The organism is Herbidospora mongoliensis, assembly GCF_001570545.1.
Taxonomy (GTDB): domain Bacteria; phylum Actinomycetota; class Actinomycetes; order Streptosporangiales; family Streptosporangiaceae; genus Herbidospora; species Herbidospora mongoliensis.
On sequence record NZ_BBXD01000011.1, the window covers coordinates 580,904 to 604,662 of the forward strand.

At 69.0% G+C, this 23,759-nt stretch carries 17 protein-coding genes; 4 read left to right on the plus strand and 13 right to left on the minus strand.

The features are described from left to right. Nucleotides 1-8 precede the first annotated feature (8 nt). Nucleotides 9-611, plus strand: coding sequence for a TetR/AcrR family transcriptional regulator (locus tag AW272_RS14160; protein WP_066364453.1), 603 nt, complete (start codon nucleotides 9-11; stop codon nucleotides 609-611). Here AW272_RS14160 and AW272_RS14165 read toward each other — a convergent pair. From AW272_RS14165 to AW272_RS14190, 6 genes are read right to left on the minus strand one after another with little or no spacing between them, the layout of a single operon-like run. Further along, nucleotides 599-2,593 carry an acetate--CoA ligase family protein gene (locus tag AW272_RS14165; protein ID WP_066364454.1) on the minus strand — a complete coding sequence of 665 codons (1,995 nt, stop codon included), beginning with the start codon at nucleotides 2,591-2,593 and terminating at the stop codon, nucleotides 599-601. The two genes, AW272_RS14160 and AW272_RS14165, sit on opposite strands and share 13 nt — an antisense overlap. Before the next feature lie 39 nt (nucleotides 2,594-2,632). Next, a complete protein-coding gene (locus AW272_RS14170) occupies nucleotides 2,633-3,751 on the minus strand; it encodes a Glu/Leu/Phe/Val dehydrogenase dimerization domain-containing protein (RefSeq protein ID WP_066364458.1) in 1,119 nt (372 codons plus the stop codon). Beyond that, on the minus strand, nucleotides 3,748-5,397 hold the full coding sequence (locus tag AW272_RS14175) for a thiamine pyrophosphate-binding protein (RefSeq protein ID WP_066364460.1): 1,650 nt from the start codon (nucleotides 5,395-5,397) through the stop codon (nucleotides 3,748-3,750). The genes AW272_RS14170 and AW272_RS14175 overlap by 4 nt, the downstream gene beginning before the upstream one ends. Further along, nucleotides 5,394-6,560 (minus strand): acyl-CoA dehydrogenase family protein, encoded by a 1,167-nt coding sequence (locus AW272_RS14180; RefSeq protein WP_066364462.1) that lies wholly within the window; start codon nucleotides 6,558-6,560, stop codon nucleotides 5,394-5,396. Before AW272_RS14180 ends, AW272_RS14175 begins: the two co-directional genes overlap by 4 nt. After that, nucleotides 6,527-7,495 (minus strand): DMT family transporter, encoded by a 969-nt coding sequence (locus AW272_RS14185; protein ID WP_218010885.1) that lies wholly within the window; start codon nucleotides 7,493-7,495, stop codon nucleotides 6,527-6,529. Before AW272_RS14185 ends, AW272_RS14180 begins: the two co-directional genes overlap by 34 nt. Further along, nucleotides 7,492-8,715, minus strand: coding sequence for a metal-dependent hydrolase family protein (locus AW272_RS14190; RefSeq protein WP_083958289.1), 1,224 nt, complete (start codon nucleotides 8,713-8,715; stop codon nucleotides 7,492-7,494). The genes AW272_RS14185 and AW272_RS14190 overlap by 4 nt, the downstream gene beginning before the upstream one ends. 75 nt (nucleotides 8,716-8,790) lie before the next feature. Between AW272_RS14190 and AW272_RS14195 the strand changes: the two genes are divergently transcribed. Continuing rightward, a complete protein-coding gene (locus AW272_RS14195; protein ID WP_066364463.1) occupies nucleotides 8,791-10,596 on the plus strand; it encodes a S9 family peptidase in 1,806 nt (601 codons plus the stop codon). Between the two features lie 58 nt (nucleotides 10,597-10,654). Here the strand turns inward: AW272_RS14195 and AW272_RS14200 are convergent, their stop codons facing one another. From AW272_RS14200 to AW272_RS14215, 4 genes are all read right to left on the minus strand, one after another. Then, the gene (locus AW272_RS14200; RefSeq protein WP_083958290.1) at nucleotides 10,655-11,494 is read right to left on the minus strand and encodes a hypothetical protein; all 840 of its coding nucleotides are present in this window, start codon (nucleotides 11,492-11,494) and stop codon (nucleotides 10,655-10,657) included. A gap of 65 nt (nucleotides 11,495-11,559) precedes the next feature. Further along, entirely contained in the window at nucleotides 11,560-13,092 is a 1,533-nt protein-coding gene (locus AW272_RS14205) for a glycoside hydrolase family 43 protein (protein WP_083958291.1), read from the minus strand. Between the two features lie 85 nt (nucleotides 13,093-13,177). Further along, nucleotides 13,178-16,060, minus strand: coding sequence for an endo-1,4-beta-xylanase (locus tag AW272_RS14210; RefSeq protein ID WP_083958292.1), 2,883 nt, complete (start codon nucleotides 16,058-16,060; stop codon nucleotides 13,178-13,180). A 13-nt stretch (nucleotides 16,061-16,073) separates the two neighbouring features. Next, nucleotides 16,074-17,444, minus strand: a complete 1,371-nt coding sequence (locus tag AW272_RS14215) for a glycoside hydrolase family 5 protein (protein ID WP_066364466.1) — start codon at nucleotides 17,442-17,444, stop codon at nucleotides 16,074-16,076. Nucleotides 17,445-17,601: 157 nt separating this feature from the next. On the opposite strand from AW272_RS14215, the gene AW272_RS14220 reads away from it, so the two are divergent. Continuing rightward, on the plus strand, nucleotides 17,602-18,618 hold the full coding sequence (locus tag AW272_RS14220; protein ID WP_066364467.1) for a LacI family DNA-binding transcriptional regulator: 1,017 nt from the start codon (nucleotides 17,602-17,604) through the stop codon (nucleotides 18,616-18,618). Here the strand turns inward: AW272_RS14220 and AW272_RS14225 are convergent. The 3 genes from AW272_RS14225 to AW272_RS14235 are packed head-to-tail and all read right to left on the minus strand — an operon-like array spanning nucleotide 18,605 to nucleotide 21,766. After that, a complete protein-coding gene (locus tag AW272_RS14225) occupies nucleotides 18,605-19,462 on the minus strand; it encodes a carbohydrate ABC transporter permease (protein ID WP_066364468.1) in 858 nt (285 codons plus the stop codon). The two genes, AW272_RS14220 and AW272_RS14225, sit on opposite strands and share 14 nt — an antisense overlap. After that, on the minus strand, nucleotides 19,459-20,457 hold the full coding sequence (locus AW272_RS14230) for a carbohydrate ABC transporter permease (protein WP_083958293.1): 999 nt from the start codon (nucleotides 20,455-20,457) through the stop codon (nucleotides 19,459-19,461). Before AW272_RS14230 ends, AW272_RS14225 begins: the two co-directional genes overlap by 4 nt. 13 nt (nucleotides 20,458-20,470) lie before the next feature. Continuing rightward, nucleotides 20,471-21,766: an extracellular solute-binding protein gene (locus AW272_RS14235; protein ID WP_066364469.1), complete on the minus strand. Its 1,296-nt coding sequence runs from the start codon at nucleotides 21,764-21,766 to the stop codon at nucleotides 20,471-20,473. 228 nt (nucleotides 21,767-21,994) lie between these two features. Between AW272_RS14235 and AW272_RS14240 the strand changes: the two genes are divergently transcribed. Then, complete coding sequence (locus AW272_RS14240) at nucleotides 21,995-23,728, plus strand: alpha/beta fold hydrolase (protein WP_218010886.1); 1,734 nt, start codon at nucleotides 21,995-21,997, stop codon at nucleotides 23,726-23,728. Nucleotides 23,729-23,759 lie beyond the last annotated feature (31 nt).

Genomic DNA, 23,759 nt, shown 5'->3' on the forward strand with positions numbered 1-23,759 from the left:
GTTCCGATGTGGCACGGGGAATCAGCCGAATGCGCAGGGAGGATCTGCTCAAGGTCGCCTGCGAAGTCATCGCGGCCCAGGGATTCGGGCACACCCGGACGGTCGACATCGCCCAGGCGGCCGGGGTGAGCCAGGCGCTGCTCTTCTACCATTTCGAAACGAAGGAGAAGCTTTTCGCCGCGGCATTCGGATATGCGGCCGAACGCGACCTTGACAACCTGGAGGCGCTTCTCGAAACGGCCGGGGAACCGCTGGAGAAGCTGCGGGCGATGCTGAAACTCTATTCGCCGAGCGGGAAATCGAAATCGTGGGCGCTGTGGATCGACGCGTGGTCGGAATCGATGCGCAATCCGGCGCTGGAAGACGTGTCCCGGGCGCTTGACCTGCGATGGAAAGACGCCCTTCGCGGCATTCTCACCGCAGGTTCCGCTGACGGGGTTTTCAAGTGCCCCGACCCCGAGGGGGCGGCGTGGCGGTTGATGTCGCTGATCGACGGGCTGACGGTTCAGGTGACCGTACACAAACGGATGTTGACCCGGGCCCGACTGTTCGAATTGGTCCGCACGGCGGCGGCACATGAGCTGGGCCTGGAGCCTGATCAGCTGGCGTAGGCGTCGAGGGCGACACCGTCTTTCAGCGGATTGATTTCGATTTCGGTGAGCTCGGGATGGGCTCGCAGAATGTTTCCCAGCACGACCGCCACATGGGCGATGGCGTCAATGTCGGCGGGCGGGGCGCCGCGCCATCCGTTGAGCAAACGGGAAACTCTGGTGGTGGCGATGAGGTCTTCGGCTTGGGCGTGGGTGAGCGGGCCGAGCGCCGTGGCGGTGTCGGCGATGAGCTCCGCGAGGACACCCCCGGCACCGAACGTGACGACCACCCCGACGTTGGGATCGCGGTGAGCCCCGACGATCAGCTCCACTCCTGAGGTCGTGAGTTGTTCCTCTACCCAGAGGGGGAGGTCGAGCCTTGCCCTCATCCGCCGCGCTTCGCGGTGGAGTTCCTCCGGGGTGCCGAGGTCGAGGACGACCCCGCCGAGTTCGGTCTTGTGCGCCGGGCCCAGGGCCTTGAGGACCACGGGGTAGGTCAGGGCAGGATCGGTCTCCTCGTAGAGATGGCCGCTGGGGAAGGCGACGCCATGGGCTACGAGGGTGCGCCGGAGGGCGACAAATCCGGAAATACCGCCCGGCTGTGGCGACGAAGCAGATCCTCCTGAGAGTGGCGCGTCGATCTCGGGCTTCCGGTTCGGGGTGCTCTCCGGAGGGTCGCCACCGGGCCGCAGCGGTGTCATGGCGCTCAGGCCGGTCATCAGGGTGTCGATGGTGCCGTGGACGGGGACGCCCGCCGCCCTCAGGAAATCCACGGTCGGCCCCTCGGGGCGCATCGTGTGGACGAGGCAGGGGGTGGTGGTGATCGTCTCGGTCAGGTGGGCGGCGGCGGTGAGTTCCGGGCCCTCCAGGGATGGGCTGTCGGCGGCGTAGCTGGCGAAATAGCCGGTCAGGACGACGGCGTCGACCTCGGGGGCGACGATGTCCACCACCTTCGAGTACGTCGTCAGGTCGGACTCCCCCGCACCCGCCAGGTCCACCGGGTTCGACAGGCCCGCCTCGGGTGGCAGGAGCGTTCTCAGGGCTTCGACTGTGGACGGGGTGAACTCGGGGACCTCCAGGCCGAGGCGTTCGGCCAGTTCGGCGGCGATGGCGCCCTGGCCGCCGCTGTCGGCGACGACGGCCACCCGGAGTACGGGGGTCGTGACGGCCAGGCAGGCCTGGGCCATGTGGACGGCCTCCTGGGGCGTGCGGGCCCGGATCACCCCTGCCGCCCGGCACAGGGCTTCGACGATCGCGTCGGGAGTGGCGAGGGCTCCGGTATGGGAGGCGACCGCGCGGCGGCCCGCCGCCGAACCGCCCACCGTCAGCAGGATGACCGGTTTGTCGCCGGCCAGGGCGATCAGGTCGCGGCCGATCGACAGGTCTTCCAGGTAGAGGATGACGACGCGGGTGTGCGGGGCGGCGATGACAGCCTCGGCCAGCTCTCTGACCCCCAGGTCGGCGGCGTTGCCCACGGAGACGAAACGGGACAGGCCCAGGCGTTCCCTCGCGGCCAGGTAGCCGATCTCCAGGCCGACCGAGCCGCTCTGGGAGACGACCCCGATCGGGCCGGGGGTCAGCGTGCCCCAGGTGAGGGCGAGGGCGGAGGCGGAGTCGTACACACCCATGCTGGTCGGGCCCACGAGCCGGGCCCCCGCCGAACGCACCCGCTCGGCCAGCGCGGGCAGGCCGCCCGGATAGACGACGCCGGCGGTGATCGCGACGATGTGGCGGGCGCCCGCGTCGAGGGCGTCGTCGACGACCTGCTCGTAGGTGTGCGGCGGGGTGGCCACCGCGACCAGGTCGGGGGTGTCGGGGAGGTCCTTGAGGGTGCGGTGGGTGGCGTGGCCGAGCACGTCGGCGCCTCGCACGGTCACCAGGTGGACCGGACGTCGCGACGCACCGCTCAAGGCGCCTTTCGCCAGCCAGTAACCCCACTTGGCAGGGTCGTCGGAGGCGCCGACCACGGCGACGGTACGGGGATCGAAGAGTCCGTCGCTCATCTCAGGACCGCCCCGATGAGTCCGGTGTTCCGGGTTCGGTCATCGTTGGGCCGCCATGTTGTGGGCGCTCAGGGCGTGGGCGACCTCTCTCGGGGTTCGCGACGGGTCGGACATGATCTCGGTGGTCACCCGGCGCATCCAGGAGCGGATCTTGGCGAAGGACGCGTCGGCGTCGGCGGGGATGTCGCCGAAGAGGGTCCACCACCACCACGAGTTCGTCGCCGAGTTGGCCACCACGTCGGGGATGACGACGACTCCCCTTCCGGTCAGTACGCGTTCCGCCTCCGGGGTGACGGGGACGTTCGCCGCTTCCACCACCAAGCGCGCCCGCACTCGGTGGGCCTCGGCGAGGCCGATGGAGTAGGAGACGGCGGCGGGGATCAGGAGGTCGCAGTCGACGTCGAGCCACTCGTCTCTGGGGCGTTTGTCACCGGGGACCCGGCCGAAGGGGTCTCGGGTGCGGAGGAGGGCTTCCACGTCCAGGCCGCCGGGGTCCGTCAGGAGGCCGTCGGTGTCGGCGACGCCGACGACGCGGACGCCCGCCCGCGCCAGGAATCTCGCGGTCGCACCACCCATGGAGCCGAAGCCCTGGATGACGGCGGTCGGGTTCCGGATGCCCAGGCGGTCGACCGCGGTCAGGGCCGATTCCGCCACGCCGCAACCCCCGGCCAGGTCGCCCAGGCCGATGCCGTCGACGGTGACCGCGAAGGCGGCGTCGAGGCGTTTGAGTGCGGTGTCGGGGTCGTCCAGGAGAGGGAGGACGGCGTCGATCGAGGTGCGCAGGCCCGCGGCGTGGCAGGCCGCCTCGATCGACTCCTGGCGCAGGCCCAGGTCTTCGCCGGTGGCCCAGTACGTCGCGAGCAGGGGCTTCATGGCGGCGATGTAGCGGCGGAGCATGCCGGTCGCGTCGGGATCGAGGGGGTCGCAGTCGATGCCGCCCTTCGCGCCGCCCAGCGGCTGGTAAGCAAGGCCCGGCTCGTAGGCGATGGCCTCCTTGCGGGACATGCCTCTGGCCAGGTCGGCGACCTCGTCCAGGGTGACGCCGGCGCGCATGCGCAGGCCGCCGCTGCTGACGCCCCGGCCCAGGCGGTCGATGACCAGGTAGCCGGGGCGGCCGGTGACGTCGTCGGTCCAGACGACCTGGAGGAACGGGGTCATGTCTGCTCCTGGATGACGATCACCGTGGGGACGTCGGCGGCGAACGCCTTGCCGATCTCGCCGGTCAGGTCGGCCGGGTGGGCGATGCCTCTGGCGCCGAACGCCTCGGCCAGCTTCACGAAGTCAGGTGCGTGGAGGTCGACGGCGACCTCGGGCATGGGGCGGGCTCGCATCTCGGCTCTGATCTCGCCGTAGCCGCCGTTGAGCGACACGACGATCGGGAGGTTCTGGCCGAGTTCGACGGCGGTGGCCAGTTCCTGGACGGTGAACTGGAGGGCGCCGTCGCCCGCCAGGACCATGACGGGGAGGTCGGGGTCGGCGATCTTCGCGCCGATGGCGGCCGGGAGTGCGTAGCCGAGGGTGCCGAAGCCGGTGGGGAACAGGAAGCGGTTCTTGAGGGTGGCCAGGGCGCCGTAGTAGCAGAACATCGAGTTGTCGGCGGCGATCACGGCCTCGTCGGGGAGGGCTTCGGCGATCGCGGCCAGCTCGGGGTACCAGCGGGAGGAGAGGGCGGCGCGTTCTTCGCTGATCTGCTGGATCACGGCGACCAGGTCTGGAGTGACCTCCCCTGACGCGGGGTGGGCACTGACTCGTCGGATCGGGCCTTCGCCGACCGGCTCTCCACTTGGGCCGGCCACGGAGACTTCGCCGGTGTGCTCTTCGCTCAAGCCGACCATGGGGACTCGTTCCCGGAGGTCTGCGCCGGATACGGCGTCCACGACGAGCGCGGCCAGGGCCGGGAGGGCTGCTTCAGCTCGGGCGACGATGGGGATGGTCGACGCCGTCGTCTGGGCCGGGTCGACGTCGATGCGGATGAGGGTGCCCTCGTAGGTGAAGTCGGTCCACAGGTCGGAGGGGGCCAGTTCGGTTCCCACCGCCAGAACCACGTCGCAGGTGTTCAGCCACGTCTGGGTGGATTTCAGGAAGAGTCCGGGGCCGAGGTTGCGGTGGTGGGTGGGAGGGAGGGTTCCGGTTCCGTTGATGGTGGTGACGACCAGAGCGTTCAGGGTCTCGGCCAGGTGGAGGGCCGCGGTTCCCGCCTTTCTGGCGCCGCCACCGAGGATGATGCCGACTCGTCGCGCCCCGGCCAGGGCCGCCGCCGCCTCGGGGAGACTTCCCCGTACGGGGACACTGAAGTCGCCCGGGGCGTCGAGGAGGTCGGCGGGGATCTCTATGTGGACGGGCCGGGGACGGCCCCCCGCGAAGAAGGTGAACGCCACCGCCAGCGCCGAGGGGATCTCGGCGACCGTCGTCACCCGGTGGCTCCACGCGCACACCGCGTCCATCGCCGCCGACTGGTTCTTCGTCTCGTGCAGGTAGCCGGTGCTCCGGCGCGGATGGGTCGTGGGGACCCCGGGCGAGATGAGCAGCAACGGGATCGAGTCGGAGTAGGCCTGCCCGGCCGCGGCGGCCGCGTTCAGGATCCCCGGGCCGGTCGTCGTCAGCACCACTCCCGGACGGCCGGAGATCCGGGCATACCCGTCAGCGGCGTACCCGGCTCCCTGCTCGTGCCTAGGGGTGATCAGCCGCATCCCGTGGGAGGAGAGGGCCTCGTACAGAGCGAGATTGTGGGTCCCCGGGATGCCGAACACCGTGTCCACGTCGTAAGCGGCCAGCGTGGCCGCCACCGCCGCCGCCCCCGTCATGACCGGGCCAGCGACCGGGAGATGATCAGCCGCTGGATGTCCGAGGTCCCCTCTTCGAGCTCCTCCAGCTTGGCGTCGCGCAGCCATTTCTCCACGAGGAACTCCCGCGAGTATCCCCACCCGCCGAACGTCTGCATCGCCGCCCACGCGCACCAGACCGCGTTCTCCGACGCCGTCAGCTTGGCGATCGCGGCCTCTTCGGTGATGGACTCCCCCGCGTCGTAGAGGTCGGCGGCCCGCCGCGTCAGCAACGCCGACACGTCGGTCTTCGCGGCCATGTCGGCGAGCCGGAACGCCACCGCCTGGTGGCCGATGATGGGCGTGCCGAACTGCTCTCTTTCCTTCGCGTACGTGAGCGAGACGTCCAGAGCGGCGCGCGAGAGTCCCGTGCAGGCCGCCGCGATCAGCACGCGGGAGGCGTCGAAGGTGCGCATGAGCCCGTAGAACCCCTGGCCCTCGGCTCCGAGGCGATCGGCGAGCGGGACACGTACCCGATCGAGGAACAGTTCCGCGCACGCGATGCCGCGCTGCCCCATTTTCGGCATCGGCGACCCGATGGAGAGCCCGGGGGTGTCCCGGTGCACGACGAAGGCCGTCACCCCTTTGGAGCGGGTGCCGGGCGCGACCGTGGCGAAGACGACGAACCACTCGGCGAAGGGCGCGTTGGAGATCCACGTCTTCTGGCCGGTCAGCACATAGTGGTCACCGTCGAGCTCGGCCCGGGTGGTGATCGCCGCGGCGTCGGACCCGACGCCCGGCTCGGTCGTCGCCAGCGCTGTCAGCGGCGGATCGTCGCCGGTCAGCGGCGCGAGCAGGCGCTTCTTCTGTTCGTCGGTCCCGAGTTCCAGTACGGGCGACGCGAAGAACCCGCCGGAGGTGATGAGGTTGCCGATGGAGATGTCGCCGTGGCACAGCTCCTCCTGAACCAGGCACTGGGTGACCAGATCGGTGACCCCGCCCCCGCCGTACTCCTCAGGGATCATGAACGAGGTCAGCCCGGCCTTTGCCGCCTTCGCCCAGATGTCACGCGGCATGACGTGGTCGGCCTCGTCGACCTCGCGGGCGCGCGGCCGGATCTCGGCGGCGGCGAACTCCCGCGCCAGCGCGACGACGTCGGCCTGCTCCGGGCTCAGCTCACGGCCGAGACGGGGGACTCTGGGCATGGTCTCTCCTCGGGTACGGGCCGGGCCACGATCCCCATGGCGGCCAGCATGCAGCCGCCCCCGACGAGGACGGTCCAGGTGAGCGGCTCGCCGTACAGGACGGCGGCGAACGCGGTCGCCCACACGGGCTCGACCGCGATGACGACGGCGGCGGCGGTCGGCGGAACGTGCGCCTGCGCCCACGTCTGGGCGAGGAAGGTCCCCGCCCCGGCGATGGTGGCGAGATAGATCACACCCATCCAGTCGACGCCACTCTGCGGCAACGCGATCCCGTCGGGCGCGGCGGCGACGGTCATGACGACGGCCAGGGTGAGGATCTGCACGACGGCGAGCCCATAGGCGTCCTCCGGCCGCGACCACTTCCCCAGTGCGACCAGGTGCACGGCGTAGAGCGCGGCCGACACTGCGGTCAGCGCGACGGCCTGAACGGGGGCACTGGCGGGCCCGCTGAGCAGGCTGAACGAGGCGGTGCCGACGGTGGCGAGGCCGACGGCCGCCCAGGTCGACCGGCTGACCCGCGTCTTCAGCCAGACGAGGGCGATGAGCGGGGTCATGACCAGGTAGGACCCGGTGACGAAACCCGACACCGACGACGGCAGTTCGGCCAGTCCGATCGTCTGCAGGGTCAGCGCGATGCCGTAGACGACGCCGAGGACGGCGCCCGTTCCCCACAGCCGGGGGGTGAGGTTCCGGAGGGCGCGCGGCCGGATGGCGACGAGCACCAGCACGGCGATCCCGAACCTGGCGGCGTAGAGGTCGGCGATGGGGAGGCGGGCGACGAGGTCCTTGGTCAGCGGGAACGTCGATCCCCAGATGGCCGTGACGGAGACGAGCGCGAGAACACCCAGGTGGTAGTGCCGTTTCGAGGAGCCCAGAGCCGTGGATCTCTCGTCCGGAAGCGCCTGATTCATACCGCCGCGCTGCTCGGAAGTCATGAGGACACCCGCAGGGTGTTCTTGATGACTTCGCCGCCCTTCATCACGAACTCCACCTCGGCGAACTTCGTGATGTCGAGCTCCCCCGGAACTGCCACCAGGTCGGCATACCGCCCAGGGGCGATCGAACCCACCCGGTCTTCCCAGCCCATGCACTCGGCGCTCGTCAGGGTCGCCGCCTTCACAGCCCCGATCGGCGAGAGCCCGTATTCGACCATCGTGGCCAGCTGCCGCCCCTGGAGACCGTGCGGGAACCCACCGGCGTCCGTGCCGAACCCGATCTTCACGCCGGCTCGCACGGCCTTGCGGAAACCTTCGCGCTGCGTCTCGGCGGTCTCGTCGTTCTTGCGGAGTTGCTCGGCGTCGTAGCCCTGTGACGGTCCCACCTCGCGGATCCAGTCGGCCCACCAAATGTCCGCCGACAGGTAGGTCCCGTGGGCGGCCATCAGTTCGGCGCCCTCGTCGTCGAGGAAGCAGGCGTGCTCGATGGACCGGACGCCCGCGCGTACCGCCATCTTGATGCCCTCGGTCCCGTGCGCGTGGGCGGCGACATACCGCCCGTACCAGGACGCCTCCTCGACGGCGGCGCGCATCTGCGCCTCGGTCAGCTCGGGTGCGCCGGGGACGGTCCCGTTGGCCAGCACCGCGCCGGTGGCGATCAGCTTGATCAGATCGGCGCCGTGGAAGATGATCTCGCGGACCCGCTCCCGGACGTCGTCCACCGAGCGCGTCTCGCCGAACCGGAACTCCGGCGGCACCTCGACGTCGTGGGCGAACCCGGTCAGCATCCCCCCACCTCCCCGCACGGTGACATAGGCCCCGGCGACGGCCATGCGCGGCCCGACGACCTGCCCGGCGTCGATGGCGTCCCGCAGCGCGACGTCGATGAAGGCGCGGAACGTCCCGACGTCGCGGACGGTGGTGAACCCGGCGAGCAGGGTGTCGCGGGCGTTGGGGATTGAGGCGAAGGCCTGCTGGGCGGCGCTGTACTTGAGCTCCTGCGCGTAGTCGCCGCACGCCGCCACCCCGACGAGATGGGTGTGCAGGTCGATCAGACCGGGTGCCACGGTCGCATCGCCGAGATCGAGGGTCTCCCCGTCGAAATCCCGGTCGGGACCCACGGAAACGATCCGGTCCCCCTCGATGACGATGAGCTGATCGGTCAGCACCTGCTCGCCGACGACATCGACGAGCCGTGCGCACCGCACCGCTCTGGCCACCGGTCCTCCCTTCCTGTTTTACTGAGTCGCTACTCAAACACAGCGGGCTTTACCTTGGCAATAACGGGAGCGCCGATGCAACCGAAGGACCTGGCGACCGACCGTCTGCTCACCGAACTGGCCGTTTCCCCCGACGGTCTCAGCGTCGCCGTCGTCGAGCGCCGCGTCGTCGCGGGCCGCGAACGCCACCGTCTCCTCGTCGTCCCGACGACCGGAGGCCGGCCCCGGATCCTCACCACCGAGGCCTCCGCGCCGTCCTTCTCTCCCTCAGGTTCGTCCATCGCCTACCTGCACAAGAACCAGGTGCATGTACGACCTTCCTCCGGAGGCCCCGCCCGCAGGGTGACCGCCTTCAAACGGGGAGTCGTCGAGTACGCCTGGCTCGACGACACCCGCTTCGCGGTCCTGGCCCCCGACGACGAGTCTTCGGTGATGCGGGGCGACGTCGCCCGGGTGATCCGCCGCCTCGACTGGCGCGAGGAGGGCCACGGCCTGCGCCTCTATCCGACCCACGTCCACGTGGTGGGCGACGAGGTGCGACGCCTGACGAGTGGTGACTGGTGGGCGTCGTGCCTGCGCGTCCACGGAGAGAAGATCGGCTTCATCGCCGACCCCGAGGGCGACGACCGCGACCCGAACCCGCAGGTCCACGAGGTGACCCTTTCGGGCGAACTCACCCAGCGCACTCATCTCCGGGGTTCGGTCCTCCGCTTCACGTACACAGAAGAAGGAGAGGTCGTCGCGGTCGCGCCCCCGGTGCGCCGCCCGACCGACTGGGACCCGGAAACCGTCTGGCACGAATCGAGTCCCCTGACCCTGCACCTGGACAGGTTCACCGGCCAGGCCCCCACCACGGATGAACGCCTCACCGTCATCTGCGACAACGGCCGCGAATACGGCTACGACCTGCGCACCGGCACGTATCTCACCGACCCGGCCACCGACCCCGTGGTCCACGCGCTGGCCGAAGGCGGCGGCGTCATCTGCGCGATCGCGTCGTTCGGAGGCGCCGCCCGCCCCGACCTCTACCGCCTCGACCCGTTGACGCGGCTGATGCCTTCGGGCTCGATCTGGCTTTCTGAACACCCCGCGCCCGTCCACCGGGAAGTCGAGATCGACGGCATCCAGGTCTTCCTGACCGCCCCACCCGGCACCGACCTCGACGCCGATCCCGACACCGCGCGGAACCTCCCCACCGTGCTGGCCCTGCACGGCGGCCCGGCCTGGGCCTGGCCGGTGGCCCCCGACTCCGACGCGTTGCTGCTCGCGTCGGCGGGCTACCTGGTCGTCCGCCCCAACATCCGCGGCTCCTTCCACCGGGGCCACGCGTGGGGCACGGCGCTGAGCGCCGATTGGGGCGGCCCGGACGCCGACGACTGCCACACCGTGCTCGACCACCTCGTCGCCGAAGGCCTGGCCGACGCCGGAAGGCTGGCCTGCTACGGCAATTCCTACGGGGGATTCCTGGTCAACTGGCTCATCGGCACGAGCGACCGCTTCGCGGCCGCCATCAGCCAGAACGGGGTGACCAACCAGGTGTCGGGATTCGCCGCCTGCGACCTCGGAGCCGTCTACGACGTGGACTCGGATCTGGGCGAAACCTGGTCGGAAGAGGGGGTGAACCACCTCTGGAAAATCAGCCCACTGCGCAACGTGGCGAGGATCGAAACCCCACTGCTGCTCCTGCAGGGAGAACAGGACCTGCGCTGCCCCCCGTCAGACGCGGAACAGATGTTCGTGGCACTGCGACGACTGGGGAAGGAGGTGGACTACATCCTCTACCCGGACTCGGGCCACTCGCTGACCCACGACGCCCGCCTGGACCGACGCATCGACCGCTCAGAGAGAATGCTCCACTGGCTCAACCGGCACCTGGGCTAGCCGAAGAAGTGCACTATCCCGCACGGCCAGACCGCGATCGGTTCGGCCTCGCCGTCGGTCACGTGAACAACTCCGTGGCGTCGTTGACGAGCGCGGCCTGCCGGACCCAGCCGAGGATGCGCTCCGAGTCCGTGCACTGCTCCACGATCTCGCGCTGCCTCTCGTCGAGGGCGAGCCCACGCGCGTCGACGATGGCGAGAAGGGACTTGATCTCGCCCTGGATCTCGCCTTCGCCGAAGTGTTCCTTGGCGAACGGGCTGTACACGGGCTTGGTCTTCACGACCATCTCCATTCGATGTTTGGCCGCCGCAGCGGCGAAATGGTATGCGTGTTGATAGTAATACGCTCCGTGTTCGGCGGGCAGGTCCTTCAACCCGTCGAGGATGTCCTCGGCCACCCCTGTCACAGCGCCATGGGCCATCAGGGAGAGCGTGGCGAGCTCCGGGTTGTCGGCAACCTGGGCGCGTGTCACCAACGGGATCCGGTCAGGGCCGAAGGCCAGCGGGGTGAGGCGGTAGTCGTGCATGTTGGTCACGACCGTCTGCGACGCCCATTCGGCAGTCCCGCGGTCGGGACAGATGACGATCACCGAGACCGGACAGCTCAGGTTGAGCCAGAGGGCGATGGCGTAGCGGGCGAACTGCTGCTGTTTGTCTTCGGAGCGCCGCATCTGCATCTCGACGATGTAGGCCTCGAACGGATGTCCGGGAGGACCCACCGTGATGACGAGGTCGGGGCGGAGTTCGCGGGAGGGCCGGTCGCTCATTTCGACGGTGTACGTCTGGACCGGCAGGCCCTCCGGCAGGTCGACCAGTTTCGCCCACCTGAGCAGCTCGACTGTCAGCGTGGGGCGTTCGCGGAAAAGCTCGTTGAGTGTGTCGTGTGGCGGTGATGGCATGTGTCAGGACGTTACCGATCGATTACCGTCCGCGCATCCAATTCAGTAGAACAGCAGCTCGAATTTCAGAGTGCCTGATAGTCAAACCAGGCGAATTGCGCGGAATTCGAACTCGAACGGCCTTCGGAGGTCGCGTACAGAGCGATCATCGTGCCGATGAATCCCCCCGCCACCGTCGAGCTCAGGATCCGGCCGTCGACCGGCGGGCCCAAGGGCTGCCATTCGCCGGGCGTGAGCGCATACCGAGCTTGGTAGTCCTGGCCCCGCGCCTCGAAGCTCAGCCAGACCCGGCCTCCGGGTGCGTCGGCGCAGGCGGCGAGGGTGTCGATGCCTTCGGCGCGGTGGACCAGTTCGAGGCCGTTGGCGCCCAGTGACAGGCGGATGTGGAAGTCGTCGTTCTGGATCAGGGCCAGGCCCGCGTGTTCGCCGGCGCCGGGGGTGAAGGTGAGTTCGGTGTGGGCGGCGAAGTCTATGTGGGTCTGCGGCCGGGCGATCAGGCTGGGGTTGCCGTGTTCCGTCAGGGAGGCTGGGCGCACCTTCAGGCGAAGGCCGTCGCCGACGGTCCAGAACGTCTCGCGTGGGGTCCGGAGGAACTGCCAGACCGGGTCGAGGCGGTCGAAGTGGTCGCACGACGGGGTGGCGGGCCAGCGGTGCACCGGCAGCGAGGGGGCGGTGAAGGTCGGCGTCACCTGATCGAAGACGGGCCATTCGTCTTCCCAGGTCACTCTGGTCAGGAAGGTCTCCCGGCCCAGGTTGTAGCCGTGTTCGCGCCTCACGGCGGCCATCTCCGGCGGGGTGGCGGAGGTCCCGCCGTACGGGCGGGTGGCGAGCAGGACCGACCACCATTCCCCCGACGGGGTCTCGACCAGGTCGGGGTGGCCCGTGGAGGTGATCGGGTGGCGCAGGCCCAGGTGGCGGTGGGTCAGCACGGGGTTGCGCGGGTTGCCCGCGTAGGGACCGGTGATGGTGCGGGAGCGGGCGACCATGACCGCGTGCTCCTCGGCGGTGCCGCCCTCGGAGGTCAGCAGGTAGTACCAGCCGTGCGCACGGTAGATGTGCGGGCCCTCGGCCCAGATCGCCCCGCGCAGGTGGGGGGTCCAGATGACGTGTTCGTCGCCGACCAGCTTCAACGACGTGAGGTCCAGTTCCCGGAGCCAGATCTCGGTGTCGCCGTCGTACTCCTTGTTCTCCCGTTCCCGGGTGCCGTGCATCCAGCAGCGGCCGTCGTCGTCGAAGAACAACGACGGGTCGAAGCCGCGCGTCTCGGGGAACCAGACCGGTTCGCTCCACGGCCCGTGGGGGGAGGTCGCGGTCACGAGGAAGTTCCCCGCCGTCTCCATGAGCGTCGTGATCATGTAGAAGACGCCGTCGTGGTGGCGGATGGTCGGGGCGAAGATGCCCGCCGAGGGCTTCAGCCCGTCGAGGTCCAGTGAGTGCAGCACGTGGCCGAGTTGCCGCCAGTGCACCAGGTCACGGCTGTGGAACAGGGGGACCCCGGGGAACCATTCGAACGACGACGTCACCACGTAGTAGTCGTCGCCGACGCGGCAGATCGAGGGGTCGGGGTGGAATCCGGGGATGATCGGGTTGGTGGACACCGGTGGAGCCTCCGGGATGAGAAGGCGCCGGGCCCCGCACGCTGCGGAAGGCGGGGCCCGGCGCCAGAACCTATTGGACCATGCACTACTTACCGAGCCGTAGCGCTCCCCATCGCGCCGTGGACAGATAGCTCTGTCCTGTCGGATCCTGCCAGGTCACAGCCGCGCTACGGGCCGTCCCGGTCGCGTCGTTGATCTGCACGTCGAAGCCGAGGACCCGGTCCTTGGCGAGGGTCACCGTCGGCAGCCTGATGGCCGCCTCGACGATGTATCCGGTCGACGTGCGGGAGACGGCGCTGGTCAGGTTGTCCTTGATGGCGAAGGCGTCGAAGGTGCCGCCGATCGACTCGGCGCCGGTGAAGGAGATCCGGTACTGGCCGTCGTCATCGTCGTAGCCCTTGTTCTTGTTGTTCTCGGGGTCGACGAAGATCTCGACGCTGTCCTCCTCCCACGCGTTCGGCGACTCCTCGCTCAGCAGGGGATCGGTGACCTTCGCCAGGACGTAGAGCGTCCCGGTGGGCGACCAGAGCGCGCGGACCTTGGCCGTGGCGCCGGAGGTGCCCTGGATCCAGGTCCCCGTCTCGACGGGGGTGGCCTTGTTCCAGACGGTCTCGGCCACGCCGTCGACGACCGGGGTCTCCTTCGGCGCGGTGAACTCCTTGACCTCGGGAACGAAGGTCAGAGTCCCGGTCCACGACGCGTCGGGGCCGCTGCTGACATCGTCGATCGTCAGCGCCAGGCCCGTAGCGGAGCCGGAGGGCAGCAGCGCCTCCGCCTGCCAGCCCGTGCCGGTCTTCTTGGTGTGCGCCTTGAATCCCTGGGCGTGGGTCCCGCCGCGCTGGATCCTGTACGTCGTCGATCCGACCTTCAGCGAAAGGGAGTCGGTCTTGTCGTCGGTCGCATCGGTGACGTTCGCGAAGACGTACACACCCGAAGGGGCTTTTCGCAGTTGGAAGGAGGCCGACAGGTTCCCGACCCGGGCCACGGGCGTGTCCGGGAGACGGTCCCACTGCGGGTCGCGTTTGCCGTCGACGGTCACCGTTCCGGCGGGGACGATCTGTGAAAGATTCACCGGCGGCAGCTTCGACGGGTCGGCGATGCCCCAGAACGCCGGCTTCGCCTGGAGTTCGTCGTCGAAGGGCAGCGGCGGGTTCAGGCGGTTGATCGGGAAGGTCGACAGCCAGGTCGCGTCGTCGGCCACGCCCCAGATCGTCACCGACGTCAGCTTGTCGGCCTGCCTGCGGAAGACGTCGAAGATCTCCTTGTAGCGGTGGCCCTGCCGCGCCAGCACCTCGGCCGGGACGCTCGCGTAGGTCGACACGAAGTCGGTGTAGACCGACACGTCGAGCTCGGTGACCTGCTGCTCCACGCCCAGCGTCGCGAAGCGCTCGATGCTGTCCTCGATGAAATAGGCCGGCGGGTGCTCGATGTTGACGTGGAGCTGGTGGCCGACGGCGTCGATCGGCACGCCCTCGTCGCGGAGCTGCTTGACCACCTTGTACATCGCCTCCCGCTTGCGCGGGAACTCGGTGTTGTAGTCGTTGAAGACCAGCGTCGCGGCGGGGTCGACCTCGCGGGCGACCCGGAACGCGGTCCGGATGTAGTCGAGGCCGGCGATCTCGAACCACGGCGAGCGGCGCAGGCCGTCGGGCTGGTTCTCGTCGATGACCTCGTTGACGACGTCCCACGTCCCGATGCGGCCCTTGTAGCGGCCCATCACGGCGCGGATGTGGTTCTCGATGCGCTGGAGCAGGATCTCCTTGGTCGCGCCCTCGAACACCCAGGCGGGGGTCTGGCTGTGCCAGACGAGGGTGTGACCGCGGAACTCAAGATCATTGGAAACCGCGAAGTCGACCAGCGCGTCACCTTCGGCGAAGGTGAACTGGCCCTCGGCCGGCTCGGTCGCGTCCCACTTCAGCGCGTTGCCGGGGGTGACGCTCCCGTAGTGCTTGTTGATCAGTTTCGCGTGCTCGCCGAGCGAGGCGCCCCGGTAGAAGGCCGCGCCGAGCGTGAAGGGCACGGTGTCCTTGAGCGACGGGATGTCGGTCTGGATGGGTTTCGGGACGACGTACTCCACCGTGAAGTCGTCGATCTCGAACGGGAGGGTGCCTTCGCCGGACTCGACGTAGAAGCTCAGGAAGTCGACGTCGTGGGCCAGCGTGTAGGTGCCGGTGAGCTCGGTCCATCCGGTGACGGTCGACGGCGCGACGACGCGCTCATAGGAGGGCGTGCCGTTCTGCCGCCGTTCGATCGACAGGCCGAGTGACTGCGCCTGGGCCGACCGGACCCAGATCGAGACGGTGTACTTCGAACCCTTGCCCAGCTTGCCCAGCACGTTCAGCGAAGGACCGTCCCAGGAGGCCTGCCGATTGGTCACGGACAGTCCGTAGGCGCCGGAATGCGCCGCCGAGCCCGTGGCGGTCAGCGTCGACCCGCCCCGGGGGTTCCAGCCCTGCGCGGTCCCGGTCTCGAAATCGGTGGACAGGCCCGACTGCGTGGGATCGCTGTCCGACGTGATGACGACGTCGTCGACGGTGAAGTCGGCCGTCGCGTCGGAGCTCTCGAAGTAGAGGTTCAGGGTGGAGTCGGCGGAGTAGCTGTAGGACCCGGACAGTTCGGTGAATCCCCCCGGAGAGGACGTCGCCGCCCCGACCTGCTCCCAGGTGGTCGAGCCGCCCGCCGGGGTCCGCTCGACCGTCAGCGCGACCGCGCCGGAGACCTTCGCGGTCACGTTGTAGGTGACGCCCTTCTCGAAGGGCGGGGTGATCTGGGCGCCCATCCAGGTCTGGGTCCGCCCGGTCACGCGCAACGCGCCGGTGGAGGTGTCGAGGGCGACCCCGCCACCGCGCGGGCCCCAGCCCTGGGCGCCGGAGGTGAAGTCATAAGTGGCGATGGTGGTGACATTCGCCCGGGCCGGGACGGCCAGGCATAACAGGACGAGCATCAAGGCCGTCACGGCTCGGAACATGAGGGGTGTACTCCTAGTGCAGATTCGCGCTGAGCAGGTCGAGCAAGGGTTGCCGGCGGGCGCAGTTGGCCAGAGCGAAGGAGTCGGCCAGGGCCAGCAGTTCCTCGTCGGTCCGGCCGCGGAACACCTCGGCGTACTCGGGGAGAAGCGCCTGGGCGATCAGGACGTGCCGGATGAGGTCGTCGATCTGGTAGCGGGCGCCCCACGGGTAGGGGTCCCAGGTGGGGAACTCGGTCTCCATGAGCTGGTGCAGCGGCGAGATCTCGGCCGAGCTCTCCTCCATGGTCGAGCCCCACCGGTCGGCGCCGAGGCGGCCCTTCTTGGCGATGAAATCGCCGAAGGTTCCCATGTACGGTTCACCGGCCGTGGCGAGCCCCTGAAGACCGACGTCCTTGTACGTCCAGAGCGACCACCCCGCCGAATGCGCGTCGAAGATCTCCAGCTGGTCGCGGAGGATCTGGTAGCGCTGCTCGTCGATCTCGGGCTTGCCGGTGTAGACGGGCCCGAACTCGCCCACCCAGATGGGCGTACCGGTCTCCCGCTGGAAGACCGTCCGCTTCTCGAAGGTGGCCTCCAGCGTCGAGCGGTCGACCCACTCGCCGCGCGTCTCGCCGGGGTAGGGGCCGCCATGGGCGAAGCCGGCCAGGGCGTAGTCGTGGCAGACGAAGACCGTGTTCTCGTACACCTCGCGGAAGATCGAGAAGTCGGTCGAGTAGGTGTTGCCGTCGAGGAACAGCACGTGGCCGGGGTCGACCGCGCGGATCGCCTTGACCAGGCGGTCGTAGAACGGGCCGACGACCCGGCCGTGCACGTCGCCGGGCTCGTTGATCGGGTTGTAGCCGGCCACCCACGGGTTGTCCTTGTAGCGGTCGGCCATGACCTCCCACAGGTGCACGGCGCGGTCCTGGAACTGGCGGAAGTTCCAGAAGGCGGCGATGTGGGTGGGGTTGTCGGAGTGCCAGTGCTGGTTCTGCGAGCCGGGCAGGGCGTGCAGGTCGATGACGCTGTAGATGCCGCGTTCGGCCAGCAGGGCGATGACCCGGTCGAGGTGGCGGAAGCCGTGCTCGATGATCTCGAAGGGCCGGTCGTCCGACTCGAAGTGGTGGTAGTTGATCGGGATGCGGACGCAGTTCATGCCCAGGTCACGCAGCAGATCGGCGTCGGCTGGGCCGAAGAATGAGGTTAACAAGCGGTCGAAGAACAGCTCGGAGCTTTCCTCACCAAGGACCTCGCGCACGGCCGACCGCATGGTCGACTCGTTGGCGGTGTAGCCGGTGATGAAGTTCTCCATGTTGAGCCAGCCGCCGAGCCCGACGCCACGAAGGCGCACCGGACGCCCGGACGGGTCGACGAGATGAGATCCGGACACGCGCAGGTCGGGCATCAGTTCCCCTTGAAAGTTTCGGAGTGTCACCGAATATTTCGCAAGCCGCAGCATAGATATCCTGCTCGCGGACCGTCAACAAAGAGCTGGGAGCGCTACCACCGGGAATGACGCCCCTGCTACGCGGACCCGAAACCTTTCGGATACACTTCCGGCCATGCCAGCGAAAAGGCGGGTGACGATCGCCGTAATCGCCCAAGAGGCGGGTGTGTCCGTCCCCACGGTGTCCAAGGTCATCAACGGTCGCCCCGAAGTAGCGCCGGAGACCCGGCAGCGGGTGGAACGGCTGTTGCACAAGCACGGCTACCAGCGCCGGGTGAGCCCCGGCGACGGCCCCGTCGGGCTCATCGACCTGGTGTTCGCCGAAATAGAGAGTCCATGGGCGATGGAGATCGTGCGCGGCGCCGAGACGGCCGCCCGTGAGGCGGAGTCCAGCGTCGTCATCTCGGTCCTGCACACCCACGCCGGGCCGGGCCGCGACTGGCTGGAGCGCATCGCGGCCCGTCGCACCGACGGCGTGGTGGTCGTCGCCTCGCGGCTGTCGTCCGGGCTGCAGAACCAGCTCGCGGCCCGGTCGATGCCCTTCGTCGTGGTCGACCCCGAGGGTGAGCCGGCCGGTGGCGTCGCCTCCGTCGGCGCCACCAACTGGCACGGCGGCCTGGCCGCCACCCGGCACCTGCTGGAACTCGGGCACCGCCGCGTCGCGATGATCGGCGGCCCGGCCGACATGTTGTGCAGCCGGGCCCGCATAGACGGTTACCGGGCCGCCCTGGAAACCGCCGGGCTGCCCGTCGAGCCAGGCCTGATCCGTTACGGCAGCTTCCTCGCCGACGCCGGCCACGACCACGGTCATGCCCTGCTGTCGCTGCCCGACCGCCCGACCGCCATCTTCGCCGGCAGCGACATGCAGGCGTTCGGAGTGTTCGAGGCGGCCCGGCAGCGCGGGCTGCGGGTGCCCGAGGACCTCAGCGTGGTCGGCTTCGACGACCTGCCGCTGGCCCAGTCGGCGTGGCCGCCGCTCACCACGGTCCGCCAGCCGCTCCAGGACATGGCCGCGCTGGCCACCCGGATGGTGCTGGCGATGGGCCGCGGGGAACACCCCGAGGCCCGCCGGGTCGAGCTGGCCACCGATCTGGTGGTCCGCGAAAGCACCGCACCGATCACCCTTTCGTAGCGCCTGCGGTGAGGCCGCCGATCAGCTGCCGCTCGGCGACCGCGTAGAAGGCCAGCGCCGGGATCATCGCCAAGACCACGTACGCGAGGATCTTGGCGGTGTCGGCCGAATACTGGCCGGTGAACTGCTGCACGCCGACCGGGAGCGTCCACCACGCCTTGTCGTTGAACACCACCAGCGGCAGGAAGAAGTTGTTCCAGCTGTTGACGACGGCCAGCACCGACACCGTGGCCAGCGCGGGGCGGGCCATCGGCAGCAGGATCCGCCAGAAGAACCCGAACGGCGTGCAGCCGTCGAGGATGGCGGCCTCTTCGACCTCATGCGGGATCGACCGGAAGAACGACCGCAGGATGATGATCGTCAGCGCCAGGCCGAAAGCGGCCTGGGGCAGGATCACCCCCAGTGGATTGTTCAGCAGGCCGAAGAACCGCAGGATGATGAACAGCGGCAGGATCGCGACCGCGAACGGGAACATCAGCCCGGCCGCGAACACGGTGAACAGCAACTCCCGGCCCCGGAAGGCGAACCGGGCGAACACGAACGCCGCCATCGCCGAGACCGCCACGGTGATGAACGCCGTGCTGAGCGCGATCAGCGAACTGTTGAAGACCTGCCGCCAGAACTCCGACGAGACGAGCACGTTCGTGTAGTTCTCCGGCACCCACGGCGCGGGCAGCCCGATCGGGTTGTTGGCCAGCTGCTGGTTGTCCTTGAAGCCGCCCAGGATCCCGTACACGATCGGCACCAGGATGAACACGCCGATGATGATGACGATCGTGTGCAGGGCGATCGGCCGGCCGAAACGAGCCACCGGGCTCCTGCGATCGCGCGCGTGGACGCTCATCGGCGACCACCTCCCATGGTCGTGGTGGCACCCTCGAGGTCGCGCCGGAGCACGAACCGCTGGTAGCCGAGGGCGAAGACCAGGCTGAGCACGAACATCACCACGCTGATCGCGCTGGCGTAGCCGACCTGGAAGCGGTTGAAACCGAAGTCGTACATGGTCACGCCGAGGGTCTCCGAGGCGTGCACGGGGCCGCCTCCGGTCAGTACGTACACCAGGTCGAAGAGCTGGACGGTGCCGATCACCGCGAGGAAGGCCGTGATCCGGATCGTCGGGCCGAGCAGCGGCAGCGTCACGTAGCGGAACACGTGCCAGGGGGTCGCGCCGTCGATCTGGGCGGCCTCGGTGAGCTCCTTCGGGATGCTCTGCCGGCCGGCCAGATAAAGGATCATGTAGAAGCCGAAGTACTTCCAGGTCAACACGATGAACAGCGAGAACATGACCGTGTCGGGCTCGGACAGGAAGCTCGACGACCCGAGGCCCAGGAAACCGAGCACCTCGTTGGCGAATCCGCGCTCCGGCGACAGCAGCATGCTGAACAGGACGGCCGCGATGACCTCGCTGAGCACGTAGGGCGCGAAGAACAGCAGGCGGTACAGGGCCCGCAGGCGCATCTTCTGGTTCAGCAGCAGCGCGATGGCCAGGGCCAGCGGGAGCTGGACCACCAGCGACAGCACGATCAGGATCAGGCCGCGCTGGAGGTCCCCGAGGAAGATCTCGTTCTCCAGCAGCCGGGTGAAGTTGTCCAGGCCCACGAAGTTCTTCGGCAGGAGGCCGAAGCCGTTCCACTTGAAGACGCTGGAGTACATCGCCAGCAGGATCGGCGCCAGCACCAGCAACGAGAACAGGATCAGGCCGGGTAGCAGGAACAGGGTGATGGTGACCCGGGTCCGCAGCTTGCGTCGCTTCTCGGCGGCCGAACGGGGCCGCTGCGGGGGGATCAATCGTCGCGGAACCGGAGAGGCCCTGACGGCACTCTCCGGTCCTTTCGTCATCTTCACGCCGCGACTACTCCGACTGCGCGGTTTCGGTGATGGCCTTGACCGTGTCCTCGGGGCTCTTGGTCCCGGCGATCAGTTCGGCCACGCTGTCGTTGACCTGCGCGCCGACCGCCGGCGGGTAGGCCTGGTCGAGGTAGAGCTGGAAGCCGGTCGCCTTGGCCAGCACGTCGACGACCATCTTGCCGCGGGGGTCGGTGACGGCGTCCTCGGTGCCCTTGACGACGGGCAGGAGGGAGCCGGTGGCGATCTCCTTGCGGCTGTTCTCGGCCGACAGGATGAACTTCAGGAAGTCGGTGGCCTCCTTCGGCGCGTCCACGCCGACCGCGAAGCCGCCGCCGCCGCCGAGCGCCTCGGTGGCCGCGCCCTTGCCGCCCTCGACCGAGGGGAAGGGGAAGAAGCCGAGCGCCTCGCCGAGGTCACCGGCCGTGTCCTTCTGGACGGTCGGGGCCCACTGGCCCATCAGCTCCATGGCGGCCTTGCCGCCACCCATCGCGGCGGCCTGGCCGTCGGGGGTGTCGTAGGGGGCGCCCAGGAAGCCGTTCTGGAACGGCTTGAGGTCGGCCAGTTCCTTGAGCTTCTGCCCGGCGGCGACGAAGTCGGGGTTCTCGAACGACTTGGCGGTCGCCGCCTCCTGGAGGGCCGGCAGGCCCGCGATCCGCATCGCGAGGTAGGTCCAGTAGTAGTGGCCGGGCCACTTGGCCTTGCCGCCCAGGGCGATCGGGGTGATGTTGGCGGCCTTCAGCTTGTTGACCGCGTCGAGGAACTCGGTCCACGTCGCGGGCGGCTGCTCGATGCCGGCCTTCTTGAAGAGGTCCTTGTTGTACCAGAAGCCGACCATGCCGATGTCGTAGGGGACGCCGTAGGTCTTGCCGCCTAACTGGTACGCCGCCAGGGCGGCCGGGTTGAAGGTGCCCGACCAGTCGGCGATGTCGGCGGTGATGTCCTTGGCGATGCCGCCGTCGGCCTGCTGCTGGAGCACGCCGCCGCCCCAGGTCTGGTAGATGTCCGGGCCCTCGCCCGACTGGGCGACCGTGGTCATCTTGGCCTTGAAGGCCTCGTTCTCCAACGGGTTGATGTTGATCGTCACGTTGGGGTGGGCGGCCATGTACTCCTTGGCCATCGCATCCCACACCGGCAGCATGGGCTCGATGTTCTGGATGTGCCACCAGTCGATGACGACCTTCTCCTGCGCCGCCGGCGCCGATCCTCCAGCAGCGGGTGGCGCCTCGTCTCCGGATCCACAACCGGCCAGTAGCAGTGCGGCCGCCGCCGCTGTCACCACTGCGCGTCGAGTCAACGACATATCGGTGGTTCCTTCCGTCCCGGACTACATTCCAAGAAACTTTCGATGAAGTTCCGATAGTTTCCCTTGATGGCAGGGAGGTTACATGCCGTTTTCCGTGGGATCAACGGCCGTTGTGGAGCTGTTACTCGGCCCTTGCCGCTAGGGTTCTGCCGTGGTCCGGGCGGAGATCACGCGAAAAAGCGTGGAATCCCCCATCAAGTGCGGATTTAGCAGTGAGGTTGACGGGTGCCCGGATGGAAGACGGCGGTGAGCCTGATCGCGGCTTCCGTCACGCTCATGGGACTTTCAGCACCCGCGCAGGCGCGCGCGTCCGTCGAGGAGCGCGCCTGTCCGGCGCCCGTCCCGGCGAACACGACGTGCGGTTACCTGCTGGTGCCCGAACGACGGGACGCTTACCAGAGCGACACGATCAAGGTGGGCTTCGCCGTGCGCCGGGTGGACTCGCCCACGGGTGACCCCGTGGTGTTCACCAACGGCGGGCCGGGGGCGTCGTCCATCCAGCTGACCGAGACGATCGCGAAGATCGCGCCGGACCGCGACGTCGTGATCATGGAGCAGCGCGGCGGGGCCTACTCCGAGCCCCGGCTGGAGTGTCCCGAGATCGTCGCCGGGGCCGTCAAGGAGCTGACCACCGCCGGGCCGTCCAAGGGCGACATGGCGCTGGCGGCCCGCGCCTGCCGGGCCCGGCTGACCGCCGATCTGCGCGGCTTCCGCACCCAGGAGATCGCCGCCGACGTGGTCGAGCTGCGCCGGACCCTCGGCTACGACAAGTGGAGCCTGTTCGGCGTCGGCTACTCCACCCGCATGATGCTGCTGGCCGCCGCGATGGACCCCGACGGCGCCACCTCGGTCGTGCTCGACTCCTACCTGCCCGAGGCCTACGCCGCCTACGACAACGCCCCGGCCGCCCTGCGCGGCATGCTCGACCAGCTCGGCGTGGCCGATCGGTACGACCAGATGATCAAGAACCTGAACGCCGAGCCGGTCACCCTGGCCACCCGCGACCCGCTCACCCGGGCCCGCGTCGAGGTCACCCTGAGCGGCGACGACGTGGCCACCCTGCTGGCCGAGTCGGTCTCCGACACCGAGGTGCTGCCGATCCTGCCGGCCCTGGTCGACGGCCTGGCCGACGGGCACACCGACCTGCTGTCGCCCCTGGTCGACGCCGCCGCCTCGACGATGAACGGCCGCGAGTGGGGCCTCTACTACGCCGTACAGTGCCAGGACGAGTGGCCCGCCAACACGTTCACCTCCAGGGCCATGTTCACGGTGTTCAACGACGCGACGACGTGCGCCGAGTGGCGGCTGCCCGCCTCCGGCGAGGAGGGCGCGCTCACCCAGGCCCCGGTGCTCGTCCTGGCGGGGCAGTACGACCCCGCGATCTCCCCCGAGACCGTCAGGACCGCGAGCGAGAAGCTGCCCGCCGCCCGGTTCCAGGAGTTCGCCGGTGTCGGCTACGGCGTGTTCCAGGTCAGCGAGTGCGGCCGTCAGACGATCGGCGCGTTCCTGCGCGACCCGGCCGCGCCGGCCCCCTGCGACCCGGCCAAGGCTCCCCGGGCGCTGGTCGAGCCGGGCGACGTGCACCTGACCCCGGCCGCCTACACGGCCGCGGGCTTCCCGTGGGCGCTGGCGCCGCTGGGCGCGTTCGCGCTGCTGTCGCTCTTCCAGGTGATCGGTGGCGCGATCACGGTGCGCCGGGGCGGGCTGCTGAGCCTGCTGGCCGGTCTCGCCGGCGCGCTGTTCTGCGCCGTGGCGGCGTGGAGCGTCTGGGCGGTCGACGATCCGGTGGCGTTCACCGTCGGGATCCCGCCGATCATCTTCTGGACGAGCGTGCTCGTGGTGGTGTCGGCCGGTCTGTCGGTGGTGGCGGCGTTCCGCGACCAGGCCCCGGCGGTGCTGATCCTGCCCACGGCGACCGGGCTCATCTTCACCGCATGGCTCGTCGGATGGGTTCTCTGACTCTTTTCCGACTCTCGGCGTTGACGCGCGC

Bases quoted from the DNA above. Each gene is read 5' to 3' on its own strand.
- AW272_RS14175 (WP_066364460.1), bottom strand. From the start codon at position 5,397: ATGACGGGGGCGGCGGCGGTGGCGGCCACGCTGGCCGCTTACGACGTG.
- AW272_RS14235 (WP_066364469.1), bottom strand. From the start codon at position 21,766: ATGTCGTTGACTCGACGCGCAGTGGTGACAGCGGCGGCGGCCGCACTG.
- AW272_RS14185 (WP_218010885.1), bottom strand. From the start codon at position 7,495: ATGACTTCCGAGCAGCGCGGCGGTATGAATCAGGCGCTTCCGGACGAG.
- AW272_RS14195 (WP_066364463.1), top strand. From the start codon at position 8,791: ATGCAACCGAAGGACCTGGCGACCGACCGTCTGCTCACCGAACTGGCC.
- AW272_RS14210 (WP_083958292.1), bottom strand. From the start codon at position 16,060: ATGTTCCGAGCCGTGACGGCCTTGATGCTCGTCCTGTTATGCCTGGCC.
- AW272_RS14215 (WP_066364466.1), bottom strand. From the start codon at position 17,444: ATGCCCGACCTGCGCGTGTCCGGATCTCATCTCGTCGACCCGTCCGGG.
- AW272_RS14165 (WP_066364454.1), bottom strand. From the start codon at position 2,593: ATGAGCGACGGACTCTTCGATCCCCGTACCGTCGCCGTGGTCGGCGCC.
- AW272_RS14230 (WP_083958293.1), bottom strand. From the start codon at position 20,457: ATGACGAAAGGACCGGAGAGTGCCGTCAGGGCCTCTCCGGTTCCGCGA.
- AW272_RS14225 (WP_066364468.1), bottom strand. From the start codon at position 19,462: ATGAGCGTCCACGCGCGCGATCGCAGGAGCCCGGTGGCTCGTTTCGGC.
- AW272_RS14200 (WP_083958290.1), bottom strand. From the start codon at position 11,494: ATGCCATCACCGCCACACGACACACTCAACGAGCTTTTCCGCGAACGC.
- AW272_RS14180 (WP_066364462.1), bottom strand. From the start codon at position 6,560: ATGCCCAGAGTCCCCCGTCTCGGCCGTGAGCTGAGCCCGGAGCAGGCC.
- AW272_RS14220 (WP_066364467.1), top strand. From the start codon at position 17,602: ATGCCAGCGAAAAGGCGGGTGACGATCGCCGTAATCGCCCAAGAGGCG.
- AW272_RS14170 (WP_066364458.1), bottom strand. From the start codon at position 3,751: ATGACCCCGTTCCTCCAGGTCGTCTGGACCGACGACGTCACCGGCCGC.